We start from the raw sequence: 25,027 nt of genomic DNA, 5'->3' as shown, positions 1-25,027 counted from the left end.
CAACAGGACGGGGTGCCAGGTCTGTTGCGGCGGTCACGAAGCTCACCGGGGCCCCGCCGTGGAGTTGCGGCGACGCCACCACGCGGCCAGCAGCGGCGGGACGGTCACCACGCCGAGCAGTTCGAGCGCGGTGAGGGTGGACAGCAGCCAGTCCTGCGGGCGCCCGCCAAGCGCGACCACCGTCCCGGGTGCGTTGCCGCTCGAACTGCCGCCACCGGAGCCGGAGTTGTCGACGAGCTCGCCGGTCTGCGGATCGACGGCCTGCGTTCCGGTCCCACCGCCGGACCCGGCATCACCTGAGCCGGCGCCGGCGCCGCCGCCGTTGTCCCCCGTGCCCGAACCGCCGTTGCCGCCACCGGACTTCTTGCCGCCACCGGTGTTCACGGCCTGGCCGTTCTGCACGGTGCAGTCCAGCGGGCTGCCCTTCTTGTCGCAGGGGCTGGGCTGCGCGGCGTTCTTCAGCACGATCAGCTGGCCGCCCGAATCGAAGGTCGGGTTGGGGCAGTTGGAGAGGGTGTTCGGGTCGACGGGGCTGGCGTTGCCGGGAATGTGCTGGGTCTGGAGCAGTCCGCCGCGGACCAGGTTGCGCGGGACCGGCGAGTAGCCGAGGTCGTCGGCCTCGTGCTGGCCGCCGCACAGCACGTACGCCAGGTAGCGGCTGAGCGCGCTGCCCTTCGCGTCGTTGAACTTCGGCGTCACCGGCATCGAGGTGCCGGCCCGCGGCACGATCAGGTAGCTGTAGGAGGAGATCGGGTAGGAGCGCGGGTCGTTGTTGGTGTAGACGCCGTCGAGGTTCTGCTGCAGGTAGTCGGGGTCGCTGGTGGAGGTGTTGTCGTCCACGCCGCGGATCTTCGCGGCGGTCAGCGCGACGGCGACGTTCGACGCGGTCGGCAGGGTGTAGTACCCGGCCGGGTTGAGCACCTTGACGACGGGCCAGCCGCTGCGCTTGGCGAACGCGTACTCGTCGTAGCCGATCGCGCCGATGCCGGTCGGCGACTGGACGTAGTTCGCCACCACGTCGGAGCCGTTCTGCGCGGTCATCCGGCCGGCGGCGGGGAAGAACTCGGTGTAGTCGCCGCAGCTGACGCCGTTGACCTGGGTGCAGTAGGCGTCCCACTGGCCCTTGTGGGTGTGTTCCATCCAGCGGGTGAACTGGGCGCTGGCACCGGAGCCGTCGGAGCGCACCACCGGGGTGATCGGGATCTTCGGCAGCGCGCGGCCGTAGTCGGCGGTGATCTTCGGGTCGTCCCAGGAGGTGATCTTGTTGGTGAAGATGTCGACGATGGTGTCCGGGGACAGCCGCAGGTCGTTGACCCGCTTGCCGCCGACCTCCAGGTGGTACATCAGCGCGGTGCCACCGGCGGTGATCGGCACGTACGAGTAGGCGTACACCGGGTTCTCCGCCTGCCCCTGGCCGTTGCTGGCCCCGCCGCCGTTGACGCCGCTGTCGGGCTTGGATCGGAACGGCACGTCGGAGGCGGTGAAGTCGTCCTGGCCGATCGACCACTGGACGCGGCCGGCGGCCGAGCCGTTGCCGGTGAAGTCGATCTCGATGCCCATCGGTTGGACGTCGCGCCGCCACTGGTCGATGGCCGGCCCGGCCCAGCTGGAGCCGTCCGCCTTGAGCGAGGTGGAGGCGTACGCGGGTGTCGCGCCGAGCAGTGCGGCGGGCAGGGCGAGCACGGCGGCGAGCAGCGCCGACGTCAAGTGACGGAGTCGCACGGGACGGATCTTCCTTATCGGCTGAGTGGTCATCAGTTCGCCTCCTGCACAAGCGCGTTGGAAGCGTCAGCGCGAGCCCGGCGCAGCGGACGGCGGGTGCGCCGGTCGGTCGGGGTGCGGTGCCGGCCGAGGATGCGGGCGGTGACGAACAGGATCAGCACCACGGCCATCAGGGTGAGTCCGGCGGCGAACGCCCGGGCCACCATGTCGGGGTAGGGCTGCTTGATGTAGTTCCAGACGAACAGCGGCAGGCTGGTCTGGTTGCCGTGGAAGGCGTCCAGGTTGAGCCGGGTGGTGAAGCCGGCGGTGAGCAGCACCGGGCTGGTCTCGCCGACGCCGCGGGCCATGCCGAGCACGACGGCGGTGGTCAGTCCGGGCCGGGCGGTGGGCAGCACCACGTGCCACACGGTGCGCCACTGGCTGGCGCCGAGCGCGTAGGACGCCTCCTTGAGGGTGCCGGGGACGAGCCTGACGACGACCTCGGCAGCGCGGGTGACGATCGGCATCATCATCACGGTGAGCGCGAGGGACGCCGCGAAGCCGCTCTTCTCCACGCCGAGGGTGAGGACGACCACGCCGAGGACGAACAGTCCGGCGACGATCGACGGCAGCGCGGTCATCGCCTCGACCAGCACCCGGACGGGCTTGACCAGGCGGGCGCCGCGCCGGGTCTGGCCGGCCTCGACCAGGAAGACCGCGGTGAGGACGCCGAGCGGCACCGAGAACAGGGTGGCCATGCCGAGCTGTTCGAGCGAGCCGACCACGGCGTGCAGGCAGCCGCCGGAGGTGATCGGGTCGAGTGCGGCGGTGCTCCGCATGGTCTCGGTGAAGAAGTTGAGGTGCCGGGCGGCGTCCAATCCCCGGTACGCCACGTAGCCGATCTGGTCGCCGATGAGGGCGAGCACCAGCAGGCCGGAGCTCCAGGCGAGCGCCGTGGCGAGGCGTTCGCGGACCGTCAGGGCGTCCCATTGGAGGCGTCCGGCGATCGCGTAGAGGGCGAGGAACAGCAGGTACCAGCAGAGCAGGAAGCCGAACGCGCCACTGAACGGCAGGATGCGCTCGTACAGCAGCCAGTCCAGGGCGAGCGAGCCGGCGCCGGCGCCCACCATGGTGAGGACTTCCTCGCGGGTGACGCCGCCGAGGCGGATCCGCTGCTGCTCTCCTGAATCTGATGGACAGTCACTTACGTTCTGTGCGTCGATTGTTGTCATTGCCGGCCTTCCGGTCAGTCCGAGGTCGAGGCGCCGGACCGGGACCGGCTGATGATGAATCCGGCGGCCACGTTGACCAGCAGGGTGAGGGCGAAGAGCACCAGTCCGGCGGCCATCAGCGCGGACAGCGAGAGGGTGTCGGACTCGCTGAAGCGCAGTGCGATCAGTGAGGAGATCGAGTTGCCGCCGTTCTCCAGGACGTGCCAGGAGAGCCGGAACACCGGCGAGATGATCAGCGCGACGGCGATGGTCTCGCCCATCGCGCGGCCGAAGCCGAGCATCACGGCGCCGATCATGCCGCCGCGTCCGAACGGCAGCACCACGGTGCGGACCATGCCCCAGCGGGTGGAGCCGAGCGCGTACGCGCCCTCGCGTTCACCGGCGGGGGCCTGTGAGAACACCTCGCGGCTGAGCGAGGTGATGATCGGGATGATCATCAGGGAGACCACGGTGCCGGCGATGAAGGTGGACGAGGTGTAGGAGGTGGCGATGTCGCCGGTGCGCACCTCCAGGAACGGCAGCGCCCCGCCGAGGTGGACGGCCAGCCAGCGGCACAGGCCGACGATCCGCGGCTGGAGGAAGAACAGGCCCCACAGGCCGTAGACGATGCTGGGGACGGCGGCCATCAGGTCGACCAGCGAGATCAGCGTCGGCCGCAGCCGGACGGGCGCGTACTCGGAGATGAACAGCGCGGCGGTGAGCGCGACCGGTACCGCGATGCACAGCGCGATCACGGCGATCAGGATGCCGTCGGGCAGTACCGCGGCGATGCCGAAGGAGTGTGCGGCGGTGCGCCAGCGCTGCTCGGTGAGGAAGGACCAGCCGACGGCGTCCAGCGCCTCCGTGCCGCGCAGCAGCAGGAAGAACGCGATCAGGCCCATCAGCGCGAACACGGACAGGCCGGCGGCGCGCAGCAGGCCGCGGAAGGCCCGGTCGGCGGGCGAGGCGGGGGCGCTGATCGGCCGGGGCCGGTCGGCGTCGGGTGGTGGGACGCGGGTTTCCGTCGGCTGGACGGCGGCGGTCATGGTGTCAACTCTCCGCGCGGTGAGGGTTCGTGGGGCGGGACGTCGGTCTGCCGCGGGTCGGGCGGGCGCGCGGGGCGCCCGCCCGGCGGGGCGGATCAGCGGCCGAACAGGCGGGCGCCGATCCGGCCTGCCCGGCGGCGCAGTTCGGCGCCGGCGGGGGTGCCGCCGAGGAGCAGCGCGGCGGGTCCGCCGACCAGCAGGACGGCGCCGGTGGCGAGGATCACGGGCAGCAGCAGGCGGGCGAGGCCGGCCCGGTCGGCGGCGGACTGGCCGACGGCCTTGGCGCCGAGCGTGGGCGAGGCGCTGCCGCTGGGCTTGGCGCTGCCTCCGGGGGCGGCGTTGTCGCTCGGGGTGCCGCCGCCGGGGGCGCCGTCGGCAGTACCGGCACCGCCGCCACCGCCGCCTGGGTTTCCGCCGCCGCCTTCCGAACCTCCGCCGTTTCCACCGGAGTTGCCGCCCTCGCCGGATCCGGGCGCGGTCTGGTTGCCGGGCAGGGCGCTGTCCTGGGCGGCGACGTGTCCGGCCGCGGCCTTCGCCGCCTTCAGCTGATTGTCCGTCAGACTGGCGAATCCGGCGGCGAGTTGGCCGGGCTGGCGGCCGTAGATCTGACCCTGGCCGGGGTCGGTGACGGTGCGCAGGAAGCGGGTGACCGCGCCGGCCTTGTCCTCGGGCAGGCCGCGGGTGGGCACCATGGCGTACTGGACCATGGTCAGCGGGTAGGCCTTGCTGTCCTTGGCGTACGCCGAGTCGCCGTCGCCGTACGGCAGTTGCTGGGTGCCGGTGGCGGCGTCGAGCGGCATGTCGGCGGCGGCGGCCTGCATGGCGCCGATCATCGGAGTGGTGAAGCCGCCTGCGGGGTTGGGGAGTTGGGCTTCGGGCAGGCTCATCGCCTGGGCCTGTCCGGAGTCCATGATGGCGAACAGGGCGCGCTTGCCGTTGTCCTGGCTGATGCACTTGGCGTGCTGGCCCTGGACTTCATCGGGGTTCAGGCAGGACGGCCGGATCTCCAGGGTCATCCGCAGCACCTGGCCGAGGCCGCCGAGCACCGGGTTCCACTCGTACTGCTTCCAGTTGTTCTTGCCGGAGTAGTCCTGCGGCTGGAACGCGTCGACCGGGAAGCCGGGGTAACTGGAGCGCAGGTACTTGGTGTTGACGTGCGCGTCCCACGGGTCGGCGGCGCCCTGGAGGAACTCGGCGGCGTCCGGGTCGGCGGCGATCCAGGTGGTCAGCCGGGTGACCAGGTCGGTGGTGCCGCCGACCACGATCGGGGCGGTGGCGGCGAAGGTGCCGCCGGCCAGGCAGCCGGGCCAGGTGGGGCCGTTGGCGCCGGACGGGTTGAGCTTCAGGAACTCGGGGTCGGCGAACACGCACATCGGGTTGCCCTTGACGCTGTCCGTCCCGTCGTCGGTGCCGAGCCGGTAGCTCTGGGTCAGCATCTTGGCCAGCAGCCGCTGGTTGAGCCTCAGGCTGCGGATCTGCCGGTGGCTGTCGCCGTCGTCGACCAGGAAGACCACCGAGATCGCGCTGTTGGCCAGCGGCGCGTACACGTACGGGCGGCCCGCCGGGTTGCGGTCGGGGATCGAGGTGAGCGCGATGTCGGCGCCGGAGCCGCCGAGGAACGCCGACCGGGCCTGCGGCTCGCCGCCGCCCGAGGTGTACTGGACGGTCAGCGGGTTGCTGCCCTGGCACAGGCCGGTCCGCCACTGCTGGACGGCGCGGTCGGCCATCTCCAGGCCGATCGCGGTGAAGTCGGCGTTCTTGGCGACGCACGCCGCCGGGGTGGGGCCGAAGTCCAGCGGCACCACAACGTGGTTGGCCCAGGAGCAGGCCTCGCCGCTGGCCCAGCGCTTGCCGCCGGTGTTCTCCACGGCCACCACGTTGTCGCTCGCGGTGTTGAACACGCCGTCGGAGTCGACCGAGTGGTCGTCGCAGTTGATCTCGCCGATCGGATACTGGTTCGCGCCGATCGAGTCGCCGCCGTAGTTGGCCTCGATCACCAGCGAGCACTTGTGCTTGGGGTCGCAGCCCAGGGTCTGGCTCTGCTGCGCGGTCCACACCTCGATGTCCGCCTCGCCGCTGCCGTCCGGACGGGTGGCCGCTATCGCCATGTTGGACGGGAACTCGGGCGTGTTGGTGCCGGGCGCGGGCCGCTCCTGGAGGAAGCCCTTGGCCGGGTCGGCGTTGTACAGGCTGGAGCCGTAGCAGTCGGTGACCTTCGGGTCCTCGCCGCGGCACTGGTAGATCCGCACCGGGTAGCGGGCGACCTTGTCGAAGCCGGAGTTCCCGTGCGGGTTCTGCACCACCGGAACGGGCTGGAAGTCGGCGTCCACGGTCGGCGTGAATCCGGTCCAACTGACGTGCAGCACCTGGTTCCCGAGGCCGCTGGTCGGCGTGACGGTGACGGAGCCGCGCGGCCCGCTCGTCCAGGTGAACGGGTCCCAGCGGGGCGGCCCGGGCACGGTCGTACCGGCGGCGGCCTGCGCCTGCTGGACGCCCGTCCCGCCGAGCGGCAGCAGGACGGCCGCGGCGCCCAGCGTCCACGTCAGCACGGCCGCCAGCCAGGCCTGCAACGGGCGTGATCGGGTTCTGGCCCCTGACGGGCGGACTCTCATCGGCACAGCACCTCCGGCGACGGCGCACCGGAGCAGGCACGCACGGATGACAGGGAGCGGAGCGGCGACGTTCGGCGGCTCCGACGATATTCGGCCATTCACGTCTGACCGGATGCTGTCCACCAGGTGTACGAGGCCCCAATTGGTGCTCGAATGAACGAAACTGATGCTCCATCAGCTCACGAACGCGCGTACCGCCCGACCCAGCTGAGTCGGGCGGTACGGGAGTGGCGCTCGTGACGATGCGTCAGGAGGCGGGCGTGTAGGCGACCGTGAAGGAGCCGACGCTCTGGCCCGCGGTGAAGAACGAGGTGCGCAGCTTGCCGTCCAGGTACTGCGCGCCGGCCGGGTCGAGCGTCAGCGAGGAGGCCGACAGGTTCTGGGTGGTGCCGCTCTTGGTGACCACGGTGTCGCCGGCCGGGTCGAACAGCGCGACGGGGGTGGTGGAGCCGTCCGGGACGCCGGTGACCTGCCAGTTGTCGACGGAGAACGCCAACTGGCGGAAGGCGACCGCGCTGCCGGTCCGCGCGTCGACGAACAGCAGGCCGCCGCCGAACTGGATGTTCCCGTAGAACTGGGCGAGGTTGCCGGAGCCGTCGGTGACGGGGAAGCTCGCCGACAGGCCGGTGTTCGCGTCGTACCCGGCGGTCGCGGTGGGCAGCGGCACGGCCACGATGCCCGCCTGCGCGGCCTGCTGGAAGAACGCGTTGCTCTCGCGGATCACCGCGTTGCCGGCCGCGGGCGCGGCCGAGGCGGTGGTCGCGGAGGCGGCGGTGACGGCGATCGCGAGGCCGGTGGCAGCGGCGGCGATCCGGGCGAACGTGCGGGACATCGTGGCTCCTTCGAACTGGGTGCGGGGTACGTCGTGCACGGCGCGTGGGCCGCCGCCCGTCCCCGGTGAACTGCGGGACGGGCGGCGGTGGTTGAGCAGGGCGGAAGGTCAGTGGATGATCGCGCCGCAGCCGGCGCCGGGCAGCGGCAGGAAGCCGTAGCTGATGATGTCGGCGCGGCCGGTCGGGCCGCAGATCCAGCCGGTGGGGCCGAAGATGGCGCGCAGCGCGGTGCCCTGGGTGGTGGTGGCGGTGTAGTCGCCGTCCCGCAGCACGTTGAACAGCACGCGGCCGTAGCTGCCGCCGGCGAAGGCGGGGCTCAGGGTGTTGGTCGAGGTCAGCGGCGCGACGCCGTTGACGTTGCGCAGGGTCAGGGTGCCGCGGTTGTCGGTGCTGGTGGTGTGGCCGTTCAGCTGGCCCACGTAGTGGCCGACGGAGTACGGGAAGACGGCGCCGGGGTCGGTCAGGCGGGAGTCGGTGCCCTCGTTCTCCTCCGGGCCGCTGACGACGCAGGCACCCGGGGTGACGTTGCCGATGGCCTGCAGGAAGAAGGAGCGGGTGCCGGAGCCGCTCTGCGGCAGGTACGCCTTGATGGCGCCGTTGCCGCCGCCGAGCTGCGACCAGTCGGTCTTGACGCAGGTGTAGATGTCGACCAGGTTCGCGGTGGTCAGGTTCGCCGGGGCGAGGCCGCCGGTCGGGGCGGACCAGGTGACCGCGTCCTTCGCGAAGGCGACGAAGTCGTCGCTCGCCGGGTCGGTGGACTGGGCGGCGCGGGAGGAACGGGCGAAGTCCAGGGTGAGGTTGTTGGTGGCGTTCAGCGCGCTGATGCCGGCGCCCGAGCCGTTCGGGCGGGCGATCGTGGAGCCGCCCGACTTCGGGGTGATCGGGCTGGTGCCGGTGGCGTCCCAGCTGTACAGGCGCGGCGTGGTGGTGTCGGTGGCCGGCAGGGTCGCGTTGTAGTCGGTGGAGAACTGGGTGAACAGCGCCTGCGTGGTGTCCGAGCCCACGCCGACGATGTCCTTCGCGGCGGGGAGAGCGGCGGGGTCCGCCATGGCGGGAACGGTGGCAACAGTCGACAGGGCGGCGGTGAACGCAACGGCCGCGAGCGCCTTGGCAGCGGTGTGACGCATGGTCCTCTTCCTCCGAGGGGGATCGTGCCTCGCTGGACCGGACCTGGCGGGGTCCGGTACCGGGCAGCTCCGCGGCTTCCCGGCGGAGTGATCCTCGCCGCTGCCGACCGCCGCCCGGAAGGCTCTCCCGGCTCCCCCGCCCCGCCGTCCGCCCTTGCCGCGCTCTCGCAACCTTGCTGGCCAGCGGGCTGATTGGGGCGCCTTCACCCTTCCTCCCCGCCATGGACACGTTCTTCTCCAGGTGTGCTCACGGGGGCACCTCGGCCATCTCCGCTTCACCCCCGCACCACCGACACCGCCCGGACAGACACGAACCCCCCTCGTGAACATCCGGGAGCCCGTTTCGCACACCTCGACTCACCAGGGATTCCCGGACGTTCGCCACATCCGCCGCACGTGCTCGACGCCCTGCAGGAACCCGGTCACGCTCTGCCGGCACTGGTCGCGCCGCAGGTAGCCCCGGGCGCTGCGGGCCACCGCCTCCCCGCCGCCCGCCCCGGCCCGGGTACTGCGGGCGGGCAGGTACGCGGTCCAGGTCCACTGCCGGTCCTCGCTCTGACTGAGCACGAACCGCAGGGCCGCCCGCTCGGCGAGCAACTCGGCCACACCGGACGCCAGTTCCGGTTCCGAACGGTAGCCCCGGACGGCCGTGGCCAGCCGCCGCCCGTTCGCGGCGACCAGCGACCATCCGGCCCGTCCGTCCGCACCGCGCACCGGCACCAGCCGCGGGCCGCTCACCGCCCGGCCCCGGGCGCGGCGGTCTCCGCCATCCGGGCCAGCAACGCCATGAACCGGCGGAACGCGTTCTGGCACGTCGCGTAACGCTCGTACGCCCGACTGGACTTGACCAGCGGATTACCCCGCACCCCCGGCACCACCCAGGTCCAGCCCAGCCCACCCCGCACATGGGTGATCCGCGCCACCAACGCCGGTCCCAGCGCCACCAGTTCGGCGAACGCCCGCTCGGCGTCCCCGGGGGAGTCGTAGACGGACGAGGACACCGCCACCACCCGCCCGTTCAACGCCTTCAACTGCCACTGGAACCGCCCGTTCGCCGCCCGCTCCGTACCCAGGCCCTCCCCGCGCACCGCCCGCCACCCCCCGGGTCTCCACCGGCCCGAGACCGCCCTCGGCCACGGCGCCGCACGCCCGCCCGCCCCGCACACACGCACGAACCGGACGCACATCGTCACGCCGCGAACGCTATGTGTGCACAGACGACGTCCGGAAGCGGAATCCCTCCTGAGCTGCCTCTGTTCGCCCCGAAGTTCTCCCTTGTTAATGCACCCACCGCCCAGGGATCCGCCAACTGGCGGACGCCCAGGGCGAGTCGGTGGCTGCATTGGCAAGGGAGTCTCAGACCCGGACCGCGACCACCCTGGACGCGTTGTGGGCGCGGCGGGCGTGGTCCACCGTGACCGCCGCCAGGAGCGGGCCCCAGGCCACCAGGGGCAGGTAGCACAGGGTCATGACCACGCCCGCGAGGCCGTGCGGCGAGTCCGGGTTGCTCATGTTGTGCTGCCACGGGCCCATTGCCGCGGACCAGGTCACCGCCGTCACCGCCAGTGCCCCCAGGGTGGCCGGGAACAGGGCCACCCAGGCGGGGAAGATCCGGCCGCCGAAAGCAGGGACCCAACGGGGCACCCGCCGCCCCCAGGGGCGGACCAGGCCGATCGTCAGGAACGCCAGTGCCTCCGCCAGCGCGCTCAGAGCCAGCACGTAGACCGTGCCCCAGCCGGGCATCCAGCGGCCGAACATCCGCTCCAGGTCTCCGTGGAAGCCCACCGGGAGACCCACACCCAGCGCAACCCGCCACAGGCCCGACGGCACCACCGACCAGGCCGCCGCCCGCGCCGCCCGTACGGCCCACCGCGGTGCCGGTTCCATGTTCTCACTCACTGCTCGTCCTCTTCTCGTGCCTGGCCGGCCGACCGCCGGCCACACCGAGGACTCTGCTGCCCGCCCCCACCCCGCCGGCAGATGCCGAACGGCCAAGCCCCGGGCCGGAGATGTGCCGATCGGCACACCCGCACCCGGCCCGGTCGCCCCTAGGGTGATCACATGAACGGGGACCAAGGGGCAGCCGCGTACACGCGAGAGCGCCCCACCACAACAGCAGCACCCGCCGGAGTGCGCTTATGAGCAGCGAACTCCTTTGGGGCGCAGCGGGGTTCGCGGTGTCCGGAGCGGTGATCACGTGGGCGCTGTACCGGCCCCGACGGACCGAACCGGCGGCGGCGCTCTCCGTCGCGCTCAGTCTCGCCGCCGGGTGGGCCGGTCCGTACCGTGCCGGGGCGCCCGCCGTGGGGCTGGCCGGAGTGGTCGAACTCGCCGCGCTGCTGGGCCTGGTGGCGCTCGCGGTCCGGCACGGGCGGCACCGCTCGGCGCTGTGGCCGGCGCTGGCCACGCTCGGCTGGCCGATGCGCTTTGTCGGCTTCGAGCCGCCGCTGTTCACGTTCGGCGCCCTCGCGGTGGCCGTCGCCTGCACGGTCGGCCGCTACCTGCACTCGCTCGACCGTCAGCGCGAGCGGGCCGTGGCCGCCGCCCGGCACGCCCAGCGGCTCGAACTCGCCCACGACCTGCACGACTTCGTCGCCCACGACGTCAGCGGGATGGTCGCGCTGGCGCAGGCCGGGGCGCTGCTCGCCGAGCAGTCACCGGACCGGGCGGCCGCGCTGTTCGCCCGGATCGAGCAGGCCGGGCAGCAGGCCCTCTCCTCGCTGGACCGCACGGTCGACCTGCTGCGCACCCCCGACCGGCCCGAGGACGGTTCCGACCGCACGACACACCGCAGCCTGGACGAACTCCCGGAGCTGGCCGCCCGGTTCACGGCCACCGGCGGCCCGACCGTCCAACTCGCCATCGACGCAGGCCCGGTGGGACGTGAGTGTGCCGCCACCGTCCACCGGATCGCCGTCGAGGCACTCACCAACGTCCGCCGCCACGCCCCGACCGCCCGCACCGTCCGGATCGAACTCGCCCACACCGGCGACGGGTTGGAGCTACTCGTGCACAACGACGGCCCGTCCGCCGCCCGGCGTTCGCGTTCGCGCGGCGGTCACGGCCTGGCGGGTCTGGCCGCCCGGGTCGAGGCCCTCGGCGGCACGTTCCACGCCGGCTCCGTCCCGGACGGCTGGCAGATCACCGCCGCCTTCCCGCAAACCCCACATGCCCCGACCCCTCACCCGGAGACCCCGTGACCATCCGGATCCTGCTCGCCGACGACCACGAGGACATCCGCACCGCGTACCGGATCATCCTCGACGCCCAGCCGGACATGCAGGTCGTCGCCGACGCCCCCGACGGCCGCACCGCCCTCCAACTCGCCCGCCGGATACGGCCGGACGTCGTTCTCGCGGACATCCGCATGCCACACCTCGACGGCCTGGACCTCACCTGCCAACTGGCCGGCCCGGACGTCGCCGACCCGCTCCGGGTGGTCGTCGTCACCACCTTCGACCTCGACGAGTACGTCCACACGGCGCTCCGCCACGGGGCCAGCGGCTTCCTGCTCAAGCGCTCCAGCCCCGCCCTGCTGGCAGAGGCGATCCGCGCCGCGATGGCCGGAGACACCCTGATCAGCCCGCAGTTGACCCTCCGACTGCTACGCCACTACGCCCCGCCGGAGCCGTCCCAGCAGGCCCCGCGCGAGGCCCTCAGCCCGCGCGAGCGGCAGATCGCCGAGCTGGTCTCGGACGGCGCGACCAACGCCGAGATCGCGGCCGACCTGTTCCTCTCCCCCGGCACCGTCAAGAACCACCTGGCCAACATCCAGCGCAAACTCGCCACCCGCAACCGCGTCGGCATCGCCGCCTGGGCGCTGTCCCACCGCGCGCGCCACTGACTCCCGCGCTCAGTGGAACAGCTTCAGGCCCGCCGGGGTGAGCGCCCAGTCACCGAGCGGGTTCTCGCCGATCCGCACCGCGTACAGCACGCCCTGCGCCCCGAAGTGGAACACGGCGACCGGGGCGTCCCGGTCCTCGCTCGCATAGCCGAGGGTCTTCGGGGCGTCCGGCGCCGGATCGCCGTACACCACCGAGGGCTCACCGAACTCGGCGATGACATCGGCCAGTTGACGGCGGTCCTCGGCCCAGTCCAGCACCCGGTCCAACAGCTGCCGCAACTCCTCACCGCCCAGCGCCCGGTCCAGCCGCAGCCAGCCCCGCCGGTGGGCGTCCTCGCCGTACTGGGAGGCGACCAGCGGCGGGTCGGCCTCGCCGAAGCTGCCGCGCAACAGGGTGGAGATGGTGCGGGAGTTGGTGTCGGCGATCCAGCACGTACCGCGCTCGCCGTCCGGGTCGGCGGCGGCCAGCGTGTTGAGCAGTTCGACCACGGCCGCCGTACCGCCGAAGAGTTCGGGGTGCCGGACGGCCTGGTTGAGCGAGTCGAGCAACTCGGCCCGCCGGGCCTCGCTCAGCTGCGGCCGGACGGCGTCCCCATCGGTGATCGAGTCGGCGATCGGGGCGGGGGGAAGGTGGCTGGTGGGGGAACTCATGAGGTCCAGTGTGCCGGGTTGCCGGCCATTCGGCGGCAAATGGGGCAGCGCGTCCGCCGCCCGCGTTCCAGCACCCGTGCGAGGACGGTGAGTTCGAGCACGACGGCGTGGCGGACGCCACTACACGCATAGAGCGCCACTCCGGGCAGGAGTGGCGCTCTTCGGCGTCGTGCGCGGGGAGTTACTGCCCCCAGGTCCCGGTGGACCAGATCGCGCCGCCGCCGCGCTTGTAGATGACGAAGTTGCCGTCGTCCTGGAGCAGGGCGTACGCGCCGGGGCTCCACGAGGTACCGGTGGACCAGATCGCGTCCGTCAGTTGGGCGGCGGGCTTGTAGAGCACCAGGTTGCCGTCCTCCTGCATCTGCAGCATGGCTCCGGGGTTGCCCCAGGTGCCGGAGGACCACAGCACCTTGTCGTCGCGCTTGCGGTACATCACGATGTTCCCGTCCGGCTGGACGACCAGCCAGACCGAGGCGGACTGGGTCCACGAACCCGAGGTGATCAGCCCCCGCGACCCCGGGATCCCGGGGCAGAAGGCGGACGGCGTCTCGAAGGTGTAGGTCGACCAGCCTCGGCCGTCGGTCGCGACCGAGAGGGTGCCGCCCGGGTAGAGCCGCACGACGCCGCTGCGCTGCCCCTGGGTGCCGGAGGACCAGAGCGCGCCGCCGGTCTCCGCGCTGCCGCCGGCCTGGTACACCACGAAGTTGCTGTCGGCCTGCAGGACGGCGTAGGCGCCGGGGTGGCCCGAGGTGCCGCTGCTCCAGATCACGTGCTTCGGGCCGCCCGTGGAGTTGAGCAGGTAGAGCACCAGGTTGCCGTCGGCCTCCATCACCAGGCTGGAGACCTTGTCCATGGCGACCAGGCTGTCACCCGACCGCAGTTCGCGCCCCCGGTAGAGCTCGACCGAGCCCGGCCACGGGTCCTGCGACAGCGTGCACTTGGGCGACGGCGGCACCGGATCGGCGGCCTGGGCGGTCGGCACCAGGCCGACCATGGCGGCGGCGGCCAGCAGGCCGGCCGCCGCAGTACGGATCACGCGTCGACGCATGATCTCCCCCCTCGGGATCTTGCTCCGATGTTTCGATCGCGAAGATAACACGCACCAAGCTGATGCAATGTCACCACCCTGTGTGGGTAAAGTCCTTCGCCGGACCCGCGGCCGCCGACCCCGGCCCCTCACGCATCGCCCGCAAACCGGTACTATCTTCGACAGCTGCGCGAGTTTCTCCACACCGCGCACCTCCACCCGCACTTGCCGAGCAAGCCCGGCCACCGGCCGTTCTGGCGCTCCTCCGCAACGGGCCAGCCACCGCAGGAACAGGTCCAACTCCCGCTCCCTCACGGCTATTTCAGACCATCGAAGCCAGCAAAAGCCCGTCGCCGCAAAGGAATATCATGCGCCCCACCCTGTTCACCGTCGAACGACCCGCCCCCGGCCGCCTGAGCACCATGGCCCGCCCACGCGGCGGCGAGTGGCTGGCCGACGAGTTGGCGGCCCTCGCCGCCGCCGGGGTCACCGACCTGGTCAGCGCCCTGACCGCACCGGAGTGCGCCGAACTCGGCCTCACCGCCGAACCGGAGCTCGCCGTCGCGGCCGGCCTCCGCTTCCACAGCCTGCCGATCCCGGACTTCACCACCCCCGACCACGCCCAAATACGGCCCACACTCGATGAGTTGACGGGAATCCTCCGGTCCGGCGCCCACCTGGTGTTCCACTGTCGCGCGGGCATCGGCCGGTCCTCCCTGCTCGCGGCATCCGTGCAGATCCTCGACGGCCTGGACGCCGACACCGCCTGGGCACGCATCGCCCGCGCCCGCGGCCTCGCCGTCCCGGACACCGCCGAACAGCGCGCCTGGACCGACTCCCTCACGCCCTCCCCCTGACCTGGCGTTCAGATGATTTGCCCGTGTCGCGCCGCCCGCGCGCTCGCGGGCGGAGCGGGCCCGCCTACCGTCGGAAGCTCCGGTCACCGTGCGTGGTGACGATGGACCCAGACGGTGGACTCATGGGAGGGCCGAATGCCCGCGTCGGAGAACCGGTCCGAGCGCCGATCGGCGGCTCCGCGCAGGGGGCTGCTCTGGCGGGTGGGCGAGTGGTGTGCCCGGCATTCGGTGGTGGTGATCGTCGGCTGGCTGCTGGTGCTGGCGGGCGCGCAGATCGCCAACCGGACCGTAGGTGGTGCGTATTCGGACGATTTCTCGTTGTCCGGTACGCAGTCGCAGAACGGCCGTGAGGTGCTTCAGGCGCACGAGCCGTCCGCGGGCGGGACGAGCGCGCAGGTGGTGCTGCACGACGACCAGCCGCTGACGGACTTCCAGGCCCAGGTGAACCAGGCGGTGACGTCCCTCCAGCACCTGCCGCACGTGCTGTCCGCGCAGGATCCGTTGCCACCGCAGGGGCAGAGCGCGCCGCCCGGCGGCCCGCTCTCCTCCGACGGGCGTACGGCGTACATCACGGTGCGGTTCGACGCCAATCCGACCACGTTCGGCGACGACTACCTGTCACAGGTGGACACCGCGGTGGCGCCGCTGCGGCAGGCGGGGGTGCAGGTCGAGTACGGCGGTCCGCTGGGCGAGTTGGCGCGGCCGGCGCCGGACGACCGGGTGAGCGAGCTGATCGGGTTCGCGGTGGCGGTGCTGGTGCTGCTGATCGGTTTCGGCAGCGTGATCGCGGCCGGTCTGCCGCTGGTCAGCGCGCTGGTCGCGGTGGTGGTGGGCCTCGGGCTGCTGGGTCTGCTGGCGGCGCTGACCACGTTCGCGACGGTCGCGCCGACACTCGCCACGATGATCGGACTGGGCGTCGGCATCGACTACGCGCTGTTTCTGCTGACCCGTCACCGGCAGAACCTGATGGACGGTTCGGACCCGCCGACGGCGGCGGGCCACGCGGTGGCGACCAGTGGCCGGGCGGTGCTGATCTCCGGCTGCACGGTGGTGATCGCGCTGGCGGGCCTGTCGGTGTCGGGCATCGCCTTCATGGCGAAGCTGGGCCTGGCCGCGGGTGTCACGGTGGTGACGGCGGTGTGCGGCGCGCTGACGCTGCTCCCCGCGATGATGGGCCTGATCGGCCGCCGGATGGATCGTTTCACCGTGCGCACACCGGTCGCCGAGGGCACCGGACCGGACGGCGCGTCGCCGACCGGCATGTGGCACCGCTACGCGCGCCGGGTCGAGCACCGTCCGTGGTGGTACCTGGCAGCGGGGCTGGTGACGGTGCTGGTGCTGGCGATTCCGCTGCCGTCGATCCAGCTCGGGCACATCGACGACGGGGCGGACCCGGTGTCGTTCACCGACCGGCGGGCGTTCGACCTGATGTCCGCCGCGTTCGGGCCCGGCTCCAACGGGCCGCTCACCGTGGTGGTCGACCAGACCGCCGTCCCGGCCGCGGACCGTCCCGCGCTCGCGTCCTCCGTGCAGCAGGCGCTGACGAACGTCCCGAACGCGGCGAGCACCGCGCCGTTGCAGACCAGCGGCGACGGTGACGTGCTGTTCACCACCGTCACCCCGGCGCAGGCCCCGCAGGACGAGGACACCACCGACCTGGTGGGCCACCTCGCGGACACCGTGCTGCCGAACGCCGTCAAGGGAACGGCCGCCGCCACGTACGTCACCGGCACCACGGCGGCGCAGGTGGACTTCCTGGATCTGGTGGCGAGCCGGCTGCTGCCGATCATCGCCGTGGTCGTCGCCCTCGCTTTTCTGATCATCCTGCTGGTGTTCCGGGCGCCGCTGGTCGCGTTGAAGGCGGCGATCCTCAACCTGGTGTCGATCGCCGCCTCGTACGGCGTGCTGGTCGCGGTGTTCCAGTGGGGCTGGGGCGGGCCGGCGCTCGGGGTGGCGGGCAAGGTCCCGATCGAGAGCTACGTGCCGATGATGATGTTCGCGATCATCTTCGGCCTCAGCATGGACTACGAGGTGTTCCTGCTGTCCCGGGTGCACGAACGCTGGCTGGTGACGGGCGACAGCCGCGGCGCGGTGGCGCACGCGCTGGAGACCACGGCGCGGGTGATCACCTGCGCGGCCCTGATCATGGTCAGCGTGTTCGCCGCGTTCATCGTCAGCGACAACGTGGTGATCAAGATGATGGGCCTCGGCCTCGCCGTCAGCGTGCTGATCGACGCGACCGTGGTGCGACTGCTGATGGTCCCGGCGGCCATGACGCTGCTCGGCAACGCCGCCTGGTGGACGCCCCGGTGGATGGACCGGGTGCTCCCGCACATCGACACCGAAGGCTCCAACACAGCACCTCCCCCGCGGAGTTGATCTCTCCTCCGAATCCGACTGCACACGTCCCGCTTGTGCGCGAACCGTGAAGTCGGAACGACCCGCCCCCTTGTCAGCTCCACCGATCCTCCCTACCTTCGTGATCCAGGACGTCGGCCCCACCGGGCCGGGCGGTCCTCGGCGTCCGCCGACCCGCGGCGGCGGCCGGAGACACCACACGACCTGGAGGCGTCACATGCCCGTTGCCACCCTCACCGAGATCCGCGATGCCGGCCCGCTGCTGGTCGACGACGACAGCCTCCTCTTCGAGGACGACGACCGCGCCGACCACGACCCCACCGCCTGCCTGGTCGACCCGTGGGTGACCGCCACTACCCGCATCGCCTGCGACCGCTGACGGTGACCGGGCCCATCGCCGGCCGCCGCGCCTGGTCCGACGACATCTGGTCGTACCTGCTCGATCCGCGGATGCCGGCGATGGAGCACGGTTGGAAGCTCCACATCTCCGCTCGCCCCAGCACGCTTCACACCGTCCTCGCCCTCGTCCTGCCGGTGCTGGAGCAGCACGTCTGCCACGCCAAGTGGGCCCGCGACCCGGACACCCTGCGCACCCTCAACTCCGGTACCGAGAACGCCGCTTCGGTCGGCAAGGCATTCACGATCTACCCCGCCCCGGACGAACTCCGGCCGCTGGCCCACGCGTTGACCGCCGCACTGCACGGACACCTCGGCCCGCAGATCATCAGCGATCGCCGCCTCGACCCCGACGCCCCGGTGTACTACCGGTACGGCCCGTTCACCGGCGACTACCGCACCGGCCGCAGGGGGCGCCTCGAATCCGTGATGACCGGCCCCGACGGCCGGGTCTTCGACGGCCTGGCCGGCACCACCTACCGCTGCCCGCCCTGGGCCGAGGACCCGTTCGCCCCGCCCGCACCCGCCACCAACTCAGGCTTCGGCGGCGGCCGTTACCGCGTCACCGGCGGCATCACCCGCAAGCCGCAGGGCAACGTGTACCGCGCGCTCGACCAGGTCACCGGCACCACCGTGGTGGTCAAGCAGGCCCGGGCGTACGTCGCCGAGGACGCCCACGGCACCGACACCCGCGACCGCCTGCGCCACGAGCGCGCAATACTCGACCTGCTCGTCACCACCCCCGGCCTGCCCCGCGCGCTCGACTACTTCCGGCACCGCGACGACGAGTACCTGGTGATGACCAGCTGCGGCGACCGCGACCTGCGCCGCGAGGTCCAGACCCACGGCCCCTACCGCGACGCCGAGTTGGGCCCACGCCGGCTGCTCCCGCTGGCCCGCGAACTGCTCCGCATCCTGGACGGCATCCACCGCCGGGGCGTGGTCGTCCGCGACCTCAAGCCCAACAACGTGGTCCTCACCCCCGACGGCCGCTGCCACCTGATCGACTTCGGCACCAGCGCCGTCCACGGCACCGGCCCCGCCGGCTCCACCCCCGGCTACAGCGACCCCGTGGTCCGGCCCGACACGGCTGCTCAACCCGCCGACGACTACTACGGCTTGGGCATGACGCTGCACTTCGCCGTCACCGGAATGGACCCGGTGATCGTCGACCCCGACCCGGCCGTCAACCGCGAACGCACCCTTGCCGCCCTGGAGTTCGCCCTCCCGGGCACCGTGCACCAGCAAGCCCGCGCCCTGATCGCCGAGTTGACCGACCTCGACGCGACCGCCCGCACGGCGGGCGCGGCCCGCCTCCGCAACGCCGAACCGGCCGCCACCGCCCAGAAGTTTTCGGGCCCGCGCCTCTCCCCCGACCTCCTCGCCGAAATCCTCGACCACACCACCGCGTACTGTGTCGCCGAGGCCCGGCGGATCGCCGACCCCGAACTCTCCGCCCGCGCCGCCGTCCCGACCCCGATCGACCTCTACAGCGGCAGCGCGGGCCTCGGCCTGGAGCTCCTCCACCACCTCGACCGCCCGGGCGTCCGCGACGCCGTCACCGCGCTCGCCGACTGGACCGCACGCCAAACCCGCACCCTGCCACCGGGGTTGTACTCCGGCCGCACCGGCGTCGATCTCTTCCTCACCGCCGCCGGACTCCCGCCCGGGCCCGCCATCGCCCTCCCCGCGCACGGCCCCGACGGCAGCGGCCCGCCCGAGGCCGACCTGATCGACGGCATCGCGGGCATCGGCCTCGGCCACCTCCACCTCGCCCGCGACGAAACCCGCCACGACGCCCCCCACGACGCCCGCCACGACGCCCGCCACCTCGCCGTCGCCGCCGCCTGCCACGACCTCCTCACCACCGGCCGCGCCCGCCTCGCCCCCACCGCCTCACCGCGCCCGGGCGACGCCGCACTCACCCAGGGCCTCGCCCACGGCGACGCCGGAGTCGCGTACTTCCTCCTCGAGTACGCCCACACCACCGCCGACCCGACCGCCCTGGAGCACGCACACCGCGCCTGCTCGCAGCTCGCCGCCGCCACCCCCGCGATCATCGACGCCGCCAACCACCCTGCGGCCACCCGCCGTTACGGCTCCTGGTGCCGGGGCCTGGCGGGCATCGGCACCGTCCTGGCCCACGCCGCGGACCTGCTCGCCGACCCCACGTACCGCACCCTCGCCGAACAGTCCGCCCGCACCTGCCTGGCCATCGCCCCGCGGATGCCCCTGGTCACCCAGTGCTGCGGCCTGGCCGGGGTCGGCAGCCTGATGCTCCAACTCTCCCCCGCCGCCGAAGAGTTCCACGCCGCCGCCACCACCGTCGCCACCCTCCTCCTCACCCGCACCGCCGGCCCCCCGCCCCACCCCGTCTTCCCCGACCCCGGCCTCACCCGCCCCGCGTTCCCCTACGCCACCGGCACCGCGGGCGTCCTCACCTTCCTCCGCCGCCTCGCCGACCCCACCGAGCCCGCGCCACTCCCCTGACGATGACGGCCGGCCGCTTCAGGCCCGCGCAGCCGCGTCCGCCATCATCCGCAGCAGGTCGGAGAGGTCCCGCTCGAAGGTGAACTCTCGCAGCAGCGTGGTCCATTGACCGTTCTCCCGGCGCCACACATAGCTGTACCGGGCCGGGGCGCCGCCACCCTCGGTGCGGTACATGATGACCGTTCCCTGGTCGCCGTGCCGGCTGGTCGCCACGAACCGGACGTCGTCGATGCTGTCGCCCACCCGCATGCCCTGTTCCCGCAGGCTGCGGAAGCGGGCCATGAAGTCGGCCTTGGTCAGCACCACCGAACGCCCCGCCTCGTCGACCCGCACGTTCTCGAACTCCGAGTCGTAGAGCGCGTCGAGCGCATCGACGTCCATGGCCAGCCCTGCGGCCAGGTACGCCCGCATCCGCTCCACCAATACCTCGTCCATGTCCCGTTCCCCTGCCGATCGTCGCCCTGAGCGCCTCGGCCCACGTGCCGCAGCGCCTCCTGTTGACGACCACGATGGCGCGCACCGCCGTCAGGTCACCGGCATCTCACCGTCAACCCGCTGTCAGCGGTGGCGTATCCTGTCCGGTTCGCCACTGGGGCGCACGCCGACCGCGCGGTCGGCCGAGTGGCGGGAGACCGACATGATCACGAAACTGTGGGACCGGGTGCTGCACCAGCGCGGCGCGTATTCGAAGCCGGCGATAGCGAACGGCTCGGTGCTGGTGCACGAACGGCACACCCGCCTGGTCTGCCTCGACCTGGCCGACGGAGCCCTCAAGTGGGATGTCCCGGTGGGAGATTGGCCCGATCGTCCGGTGGTCGTCGGCCCGCGCGTCCTGGTGCTCTCGCAGGGGTTGCGCTGTCTCTCCCTCGCCACGGGCGAGGTCCTCTGGCGTGACGAGGTGGAGCGGTACACCAGATATCTCGCCGTGGCCAACAACGTGGTGCTGACCGGCGGTTGGCGCGGCTACTCACCCCTACAGGCCTTCGACCTGACGGACGGCCGGCTCCGCTGGCAGACGCCCGAACCCGTCCGCACCCAGCGGCCGATGGTGTGGGGCGACGGGCTGCTGCTCGGCAACGAAACCCGGGCCTGGCTGATCGACCCGCGCACCGGCCGGGAACAGCAGTCCTGGCAGCTCCCCGAGCCCCTCCGGGACGCCGAGCTGCGGGGGCTGTTCACCGTCCTCGACGCCGACCGCTGCGCGGTCCGCTGCGGCACCTCGTCCGTCGCCGTCCTCCAACGCAACAGCGCCGAAGCGGAGTTGCTGCACACCCACGACGGCCCACTGCTGCCAGAGGCCCCCGTGCTCGCCGACGGCCTGCTGTGGCTGCGCCGCCAACGCGGCATCGGCGCCCTCGCCGTGGACCCGTCCGACGGCACGGTCGTCCACCGGATCGACGCTCAACTCCACCTCGCCCACGGCGTCTTCCCCCCGGCCGCCGCCGTCACCGAGGCGGGCACCGTCCTCCACCCCGACGGCACCACCACCCGCCTCGGCGCACGCATCTCCGCAGTCCAGGACCTCGGCGATGGCCGCCTGCTCGCCCTCACCCGCAACAGCCTTCGGGTGTACCGAATCTGACGCCCAATCAGCGCCAGTCAACGGAAGGGTCCGGGAACCACACATACCCGTCCCGCCGCCAGCCCGGCGCCTGCGCACCCAGCCGGACCCGCAGATCGTCCCAACTCCGCGCCGGACCCGCCGTCCAGGCGCGTTCGGCGAGGCCGGGGAGGCGTGGCAGCAGCAGGAACGACAGGTCGTCGGCGTCGTTCACGCTCTCGCACCAGATCGCCGCCTCGAACCCGGCGGCCTCGAACCCGGCCTCCGTGTCGATGCCCACGATGGGCCCGGTGCAGGACAGTTCGACGGTCGCCGGCGGGTAGCCCCGGTGCCCGAGTCGGCTGCGCCGCTCCTCGTCCTCGCCCTCGACCGTCTCCGCGTAGGGGCGGTCGAGGTGGGTGCGGCCCGAGGGGGAAAGGATGACGCCGGCGCGCTGCTCGGCCATCAGCTCGGTGCCCCCTGCCGCGTCGCCGGCCGACGCGAGGATCATCTCGGCCAGCTGCGGCGGGAGCATCGCCATGAACGGGGCGTCCGGATCCGGCGCCAACTCCTCGTCGATCCACAGCTGGACGACCTCGCCGGGGGCACTCGGCGTCCGGACCGTCTCCTGCCAGCCGATCGGTTCCTTGCCGTGGGCGCGCACGCGTTCCCGGACGCGGGTCACGAACTCGCGGCGGTCGGCGGTCGGCATCCCGAACGGCTCGTCGCCGCCGATGTGCACGAAGCGTCCGGGGGTGAGGGCCGCGAGCTCGGCGAGGACGTCGTCGACGAACTGCCAGACCTGCTCGCGCCCAGGCTCCAGCCACACCGGCCGGAACTCGCCGGCCATCAGCTTCGCCATCAGCTCCTGGGGCGTGCTCGGCACGGCCGTCGGCACCGCCGAGCACCGGTCCGGGTGGGCGAGGATCGCGGCGGTGCTGTGACCGGGCATGTCGATCTCGGGCACGACGGTGACGTGGCGCGCCGCCGCCAACGCCCGCCTCGCCGACCGCGTCGTCGTGGTCGACCGGGGCCGCACCGTCCAGACCGGAACCTGGACCGAACTCGCCCACCACGACGGCCCGTTCCGCGAACTCCCCACCCTCCAGGCCGACCGCACCATCCCCGCCCGGCGCCCCGCGTAGCCGCCGCCCCACCCCGTTCGCCGTCCTCCCCGGGACGACGAACGGGTGATTGGCAATCAGGGCGACCCGGGCGTCCGGAGTGTTGGCCTATGCCCGGATTGTCCGGGTTCTAGCCTGCCGGGGGAGGTTGTCACATGATGATTATCAGAGCGTCACAATTCGGCACGAATGCCGCGTCCTCACACCCGCACCCACAAGGACGGCGGTCCGGCCGGCGCCGCTGTTTAAGCGCAGCTGCCATCGGCTGCGTCGTGGCGGCGGGATCGCTGGTGTGGATTCCCTCTCCCGCTTCGGCGGCGACGGTGGACATCCGCACGGTCTGCACCGCCTCGTCCACCTCGGGCACGACCATCACACTGACCGGCGACTGCACCACCACGGACAACCTCACCATCCCGGACGGGTACACCCTGGACGGCGCCGGCCACACCATCACCGCGACCGACACTTCCCTGGCCGACCCGCTGATGGGCGCGGTGCTGAGCAACGCCACCGGCGCCACCACAATGAACATCAAGAACCTGACGGTGCAGGGCAATTACCTGCCCCGGGATCCGGACGACTCCCGCACCAACGCGGCCTACTTCGGCATCAGGTTCCTGTCCGCGTCCGGGTCGCTGACGAACGTGACGGTCATCGGCATCACCCGGCACCAGACCTACAACTTCGGTCAGGGCATCATGGTCGACGCCACCAGCGGCGGCCCGCAGACCGTGACGGTCACCGACGTCAACGTGGCGGATTTCCAGAAGAACGGGCTGACCGCCAACGGCGCCGCGACCATGAACGTCACCGGCTCCACCCTCGGCCCGCCGGACATGAACATCCCGCTGCCCCCGCCGCCGATCACCGGCAACATCGCGCAGAACTCGGTCCAGTACTTCAACTCCGGCGGCACCTTCACCAACAACACCGTGCTGACGTACACGGCCAACAACTCGGCGAGCAGCTCCACCGGAATGCTGCTGTTCACCGCGAACAACCTGACGGTCGACCACAACACGATCGCCGGCCCGGACGGCGCGGACGTCGGGATCAACGTCACCGGCGGCACGAACATCACCATCTCCTACAACGACATCAGCCGCTCGCCCATCCAGCCGCCGCTGCGCGACTTCTGGGGGTACGGCATCGCGGGCTACTCCGGCGCCGCCGCGACCACCACGCTGATCTGCAACACCTTCTCCGGCTGGAACCAGAACCTGTTCGGCGGCCTGACCCAGCCGCCGTGCATCACCACCCCGTTCCTGCACGACGGCACCGTCGGCGTCCCCTACTCGGACGTGGTCGAGGCGACCACCGAGAACCCGAACCCGCAGCTCACCTGGACACTCGTCGCCGGTGAACTCCCCCCGGGGCTGACGCTGAACCCGGACGGCACGATCACCGGCACCCCCACCGCGGCGGGCAGCTACACGTTCACCGTCCAGGTCTCGGACCCCGTCGACGGCACCTCGACGCGCGAGTACACCATCGTCATCAACCCGGCGGCTCCGGGACTGTCGCTCGCCAAGACCGCGACCGCCACGGACGCGGAAGGCCGGCCGATCACCGAACTCACCGCGGCCGGTGACGTCGTGACGTACGCCTTCGACGTCCTCAACAACGGCAATGTGCCGCTGACCGAGCTGGCGATCAACGAGATCGAGTTCTCCGGCACCGGCCCGCTCGGCCCGGTCACCTGCGCCCCCACCCCGCTGGGCGGCACCCTCGACGCGGGAGCCTCCACCCACTGCACCGCCACCTACACCACCACCGAGGCCGACATCACCGCCGGCGGCACCCTGCACAACAACGCCACCGCGTCCGGCCTGCAGCCCGACGGTGTCACCCTCACCTCCGGGTCCGCCGGCACCGCGCTGCCGATCACCCCGACCGGCCCCACCCCTTCCCCCACCCCCAAGCCCACTCACACCCACAAGCCCACCCACAAGCCCACCCACAAGCCCTCGCGCGGCCCCCACCCCGAGGGCCCGTCCGTGGACACCGGCGGCTCACTGGCCCTCACCGGCGCATCGCCCCTGGCCTGGGCAGTCACCGGCGCGGCAACGCTGCTGGCGACCGCCACCGGACTGGCCACCCTCACCCTGCGACGCAGAAAGCGCCGCCACTGACCCACCTCGTCCCATCTGATCCCGCACCGCCCGCCGCCCCCCAGGGCCGGCGGGCGGTCGTGTCGAGGAGCAGCA

22 protein-coding genes are annotated in these 25,027 nt (G+C 72.1%); 9 read left to right on the top strand and 13 right to left on the bottom strand.

Features of this window, described 5'->3' with window-relative positions; genetic code table 11:
- Positions 1-42 precede the first annotated feature (42 nt).
- The 9 genes from ACFYST_RS17465 to ACFYST_RS17425 all read right to left on the bottom strand — a co-directional run bounded on the left by ACFYST_RS17465 (position 43) and on the right by ACFYST_RS17425 (position 10,429).
- On the bottom strand, positions 43-1,722 hold the full coding sequence (locus tag ACFYST_RS17465) for a substrate-binding domain-containing protein (RefSeq protein WP_387863215.1): 1,680 nt from the start codon (positions 1,720-1,722) through the stop codon (positions 43-45).
- A 32-nt stretch (positions 1,723-1,754) separates the two neighbouring features.
- Complete coding sequence (pstA, locus tag ACFYST_RS17460; RefSeq protein WP_387863213.1) at positions 1,755-2,933, bottom strand: phosphate ABC transporter permease PstA; 1,179 nt, start codon at positions 2,931-2,933, stop codon at positions 1,755-1,757.
- A gap of 14 nt (positions 2,934-2,947) precedes the next feature.
- Positions 2,948-3,958, bottom strand: a complete 1,011-nt coding sequence (gene pstC / locus ACFYST_RS17455; RefSeq protein WP_387642589.1) for a phosphate ABC transporter permease subunit PstC — start codon at positions 3,956-3,958, stop codon at positions 2,948-2,950.
- 95 nt (positions 3,959-4,053) lie between these two features.
- Positions 4,054-6,528, bottom strand: a complete 2,475-nt coding sequence (locus ACFYST_RS17450) for a hypothetical protein (protein ID WP_387863210.1) — start codon at positions 6,526-6,528, stop codon at positions 4,054-4,056.
- A 289-nt stretch (positions 6,529-6,817) separates the two neighbouring features.
- Positions 6,818-7,402: a hypothetical protein gene (locus ACFYST_RS17445; protein WP_387863209.1), complete on the bottom strand. Its 585-nt coding sequence runs from the start codon at positions 7,400-7,402 to the stop codon at positions 6,818-6,820.
- 108 nt (positions 7,403-7,510) lie between these two features.
- Positions 7,511-8,530 (bottom strand): PstS family phosphate ABC transporter substrate-binding protein, encoded by a 1,020-nt coding sequence (locus ACFYST_RS17440; protein ID WP_387863206.1) that lies wholly within the window; start codon positions 8,528-8,530, stop codon positions 7,511-7,513.
- 357 nt (positions 8,531-8,887) lie between these two features.
- Positions 8,888-9,268: a hypothetical protein gene (locus tag ACFYST_RS17435; RefSeq protein WP_387642597.1), complete on the bottom strand. Its 381-nt coding sequence runs from the start codon at positions 9,266-9,268 to the stop codon at positions 8,888-8,890.
- The gene (locus tag ACFYST_RS17430) at positions 9,265-9,618 is read right to left on the bottom strand and encodes a DUF1508 domain-containing protein (protein ID WP_387642598.1); all 354 of its coding nucleotides are present in this window, start codon (positions 9,616-9,618) and stop codon (positions 9,265-9,267) included. Before ACFYST_RS17430 ends, ACFYST_RS17435 begins: the two co-directional genes overlap by 4 nt.
- Before the next feature lie 268 nt (positions 9,619-9,886).
- Entirely contained in the window at positions 9,887-10,429 is a 543-nt protein-coding gene (locus tag ACFYST_RS17425; RefSeq protein ID WP_387863203.1) for a hypothetical protein, read from the bottom strand.
- A 239-nt stretch (positions 10,430-10,668) separates the two neighbouring features.
- Between ACFYST_RS17425 and ACFYST_RS17420 the strand changes: the two genes are divergently transcribed.
- Both ACFYST_RS17420 and ACFYST_RS17415 read left to right on the top strand, forming a co-directional pair.
- On the top strand, positions 10,669-11,730 hold the full coding sequence (locus ACFYST_RS17420; protein ID WP_387863200.1) for a sensor histidine kinase: 1,062 nt from the start codon (positions 10,669-10,671) through the stop codon (positions 11,728-11,730).
- Positions 11,727-12,374 (top strand): response regulator, encoded by a 648-nt coding sequence (locus tag ACFYST_RS17415; protein WP_387642601.1) that lies wholly within the window; start codon positions 11,727-11,729, stop codon positions 12,372-12,374. Before ACFYST_RS17420 ends, ACFYST_RS17415 begins: the two co-directional genes overlap by 4 nt.
- Positions 12,375-12,383: 9 nt before the next feature.
- On the opposite strand, the gene ACFYST_RS17410 is transcribed toward ACFYST_RS17415, so the two are convergent.
- Together ACFYST_RS17410 and ACFYST_RS17405 are read right to left on the bottom strand one after the other, a co-directional pair.
- Positions 12,384-13,025 (bottom strand): hypothetical protein, encoded by a 642-nt coding sequence (locus ACFYST_RS17410; RefSeq protein ID WP_387863197.1) that lies wholly within the window; start codon positions 13,023-13,025, stop codon positions 12,384-12,386.
- Positions 13,026-13,206: 181 nt separating this feature from the next.
- Positions 13,207-14,073: a hypothetical protein gene (locus ACFYST_RS17405; protein WP_387863194.1), complete on the bottom strand. Its 867-nt coding sequence runs from the start codon at positions 14,071-14,073 to the stop codon at positions 13,207-13,209.
- A gap of 347 nt (positions 14,074-14,420) precedes the next feature.
- Between ACFYST_RS17405 and ACFYST_RS17400 the strand changes: the two genes are divergently transcribed.
- The 4 genes from ACFYST_RS17400 (at position 14,421) to lanL (ending at position 20,153) form a co-directional block, all read left to right on the top strand.
- A complete protein-coding gene (locus tag ACFYST_RS17400) occupies positions 14,421-14,909 on the top strand; it encodes a tyrosine protein phosphatase (protein WP_387863191.1) in 489 nt (162 codons plus the stop codon).
- A gap of 135 nt (positions 14,910-15,044) precedes the next feature.
- Positions 15,045-17,288, top strand: coding sequence for an MMPL family transporter (locus tag ACFYST_RS17395; RefSeq protein WP_387863188.1), 2,244 nt, complete (start codon positions 15,045-15,047; stop codon positions 17,286-17,288).
- Positions 17,289-17,484: 196 nt separating this feature from the next.
- Positions 17,485-17,646, top strand: a complete 162-nt coding sequence (locus tag ACFYST_RS17390; RefSeq protein ID WP_387642606.1) for an SflA family class IV lanthipeptide — start codon at positions 17,485-17,487, stop codon at positions 17,644-17,646.
- Between the two features lie 2 nt (positions 17,647-17,648).
- Positions 17,649-20,153, top strand: coding sequence for a class IV lanthionine synthetase LanL (gene lanL / locus ACFYST_RS17385; RefSeq protein ID WP_387863185.1), 2,505 nt, complete (start codon positions 17,649-17,651; stop codon positions 20,151-20,153).
- Positions 20,154-20,171: 18 nt separating this feature from the next.
- Here lanL and ACFYST_RS17380 read toward each other — a convergent pair whose 3' ends face one another.
- A complete protein-coding gene (locus ACFYST_RS17380) occupies positions 20,172-20,588 on the bottom strand; it encodes a nuclear transport factor 2 family protein (RefSeq protein ID WP_387863183.1) in 417 nt (138 codons plus the stop codon).
- Positions 20,589-20,790: 202 nt separating this feature from the next.
- On the opposite strand from ACFYST_RS17380, the gene ACFYST_RS17375 reads away from it, so the two are divergent.
- Positions 20,791-21,735, top strand: a complete 945-nt coding sequence (locus tag ACFYST_RS17375; RefSeq protein ID WP_387863180.1) for a PQQ-binding-like beta-propeller repeat protein — start codon at positions 20,791-20,793, stop codon at positions 21,733-21,735.
- Between the two features lie 7 nt (positions 21,736-21,742).
- Here ACFYST_RS17375 and ACFYST_RS17370 read toward each other — a convergent pair whose 3' ends face one another.
- Positions 21,743-22,660: a family 20 glycosylhydrolase gene (locus ACFYST_RS17370; protein WP_387863177.1), complete on the bottom strand. Its 918-nt coding sequence runs from the start codon at positions 22,658-22,660 to the stop codon at positions 21,743-21,745.
- Here ACFYST_RS17370 and ACFYST_RS17365 point away from each other — a divergent pair.
- Complete coding sequence (locus tag ACFYST_RS17365; protein ID WP_387863174.1) at positions 22,644-22,838, top strand: hypothetical protein; 195 nt, start codon at positions 22,644-22,646, stop codon at positions 22,836-22,838. The two genes, ACFYST_RS17370 and ACFYST_RS17365, sit on opposite strands and share 17 nt — an antisense overlap.
- Positions 22,839-23,107: 269 nt before the next feature.
- Positions 23,108-24,952 (top strand): putative Ig domain-containing protein, encoded by a 1,845-nt coding sequence (locus ACFYST_RS17360; protein ID WP_387863172.1) that lies wholly within the window; start codon positions 23,108-23,110, stop codon positions 24,950-24,952.
- Positions 24,953-25,027 lie beyond the last annotated feature (75 nt).

It is taken from the genome of Kitasatospora sp. NPDC004614 (assembly GCF_042873675.1).
GTDB lineage: Bacteria > Actinomycetota > Actinomycetes > Streptomycetales > Streptomycetaceae > Kitasatospora.
This window is presented reverse-complemented; position numbering and strand designations above follow the sequence as displayed.

Excerpts from the sequence above, each read along its gene's own strand:
- pstA (WP_387863213.1), bottom strand. The coding sequence starts at position 2,933 with ATGACAACAATCGACGCACAGAACGTAAGTGACTGTCCATCAGATTCA.
- pstC (WP_387642589.1), bottom strand. The coding sequence starts at position 3,958 with ATGACCGCCGCCGTCCAGCCGACGGAAACCCGCGTCCCACCACCCGAC.
- ACFYST_RS17445 (WP_387863209.1), bottom strand. The coding sequence starts at position 7,402 with ATGTCCCGCACGTTCGCCCGGATCGCCGCCGCTGCCACCGGCCTCGCG.
- ACFYST_RS17440 (WP_387863206.1), bottom strand. The coding sequence starts at position 8,530 with ATGCGTCACACCGCTGCCAAGGCGCTCGCGGCCGTTGCGTTCACCGCC.
- ACFYST_RS17420 (WP_387863200.1), top strand. The coding sequence starts at position 10,669 with ATGAGCAGCGAACTCCTTTGGGGCGCAGCGGGGTTCGCGGTGTCCGGA.
- ACFYST_RS17410 (WP_387863197.1), bottom strand. The coding sequence starts at position 13,025 with ATGAGTTCCCCCACCAGCCACCTTCCCCCCGCCCCGATCGCCGACTCG.
- ACFYST_RS17405 (WP_387863194.1), bottom strand. The coding sequence starts at position 14,073 with ATGCGTCGACGCGTGATCCGTACTGCGGCGGCCGGCCTGCTGGCCGCC.
- ACFYST_RS17400 (WP_387863191.1), top strand. The coding sequence starts at position 14,421 with ATGCGCCCCACCCTGTTCACCGTCGAACGACCCGCCCCCGGCCGCCTG.
- ACFYST_RS17395 (WP_387863188.1), top strand. The coding sequence starts at position 15,045 with ATGCCCGCGTCGGAGAACCGGTCCGAGCGCCGATCGGCGGCTCCGCGC.
- ACFYST_RS17390 (WP_387642606.1), top strand. The coding sequence starts at position 17,485 with ATGCCCGTTGCCACCCTCACCGAGATCCGCGATGCCGGCCCGCTGCTG.
- ACFYST_RS17380 (WP_387863183.1), bottom strand. The coding sequence starts at position 20,588 with ATGGACGAGGTATTGGTGGAGCGGATGCGGGCGTACCTGGCCGCAGGG.
- ACFYST_RS17375 (WP_387863180.1), top strand. The coding sequence starts at position 20,791 with ATGATCACGAAACTGTGGGACCGGGTGCTGCACCAGCGCGGCGCGTAT.
- ACFYST_RS17365 (WP_387863174.1), top strand. The coding sequence starts at position 22,644 with ATGTCGATCTCGGGCACGACGGTGACGTGGCGCGCCGCCGCCAACGCC.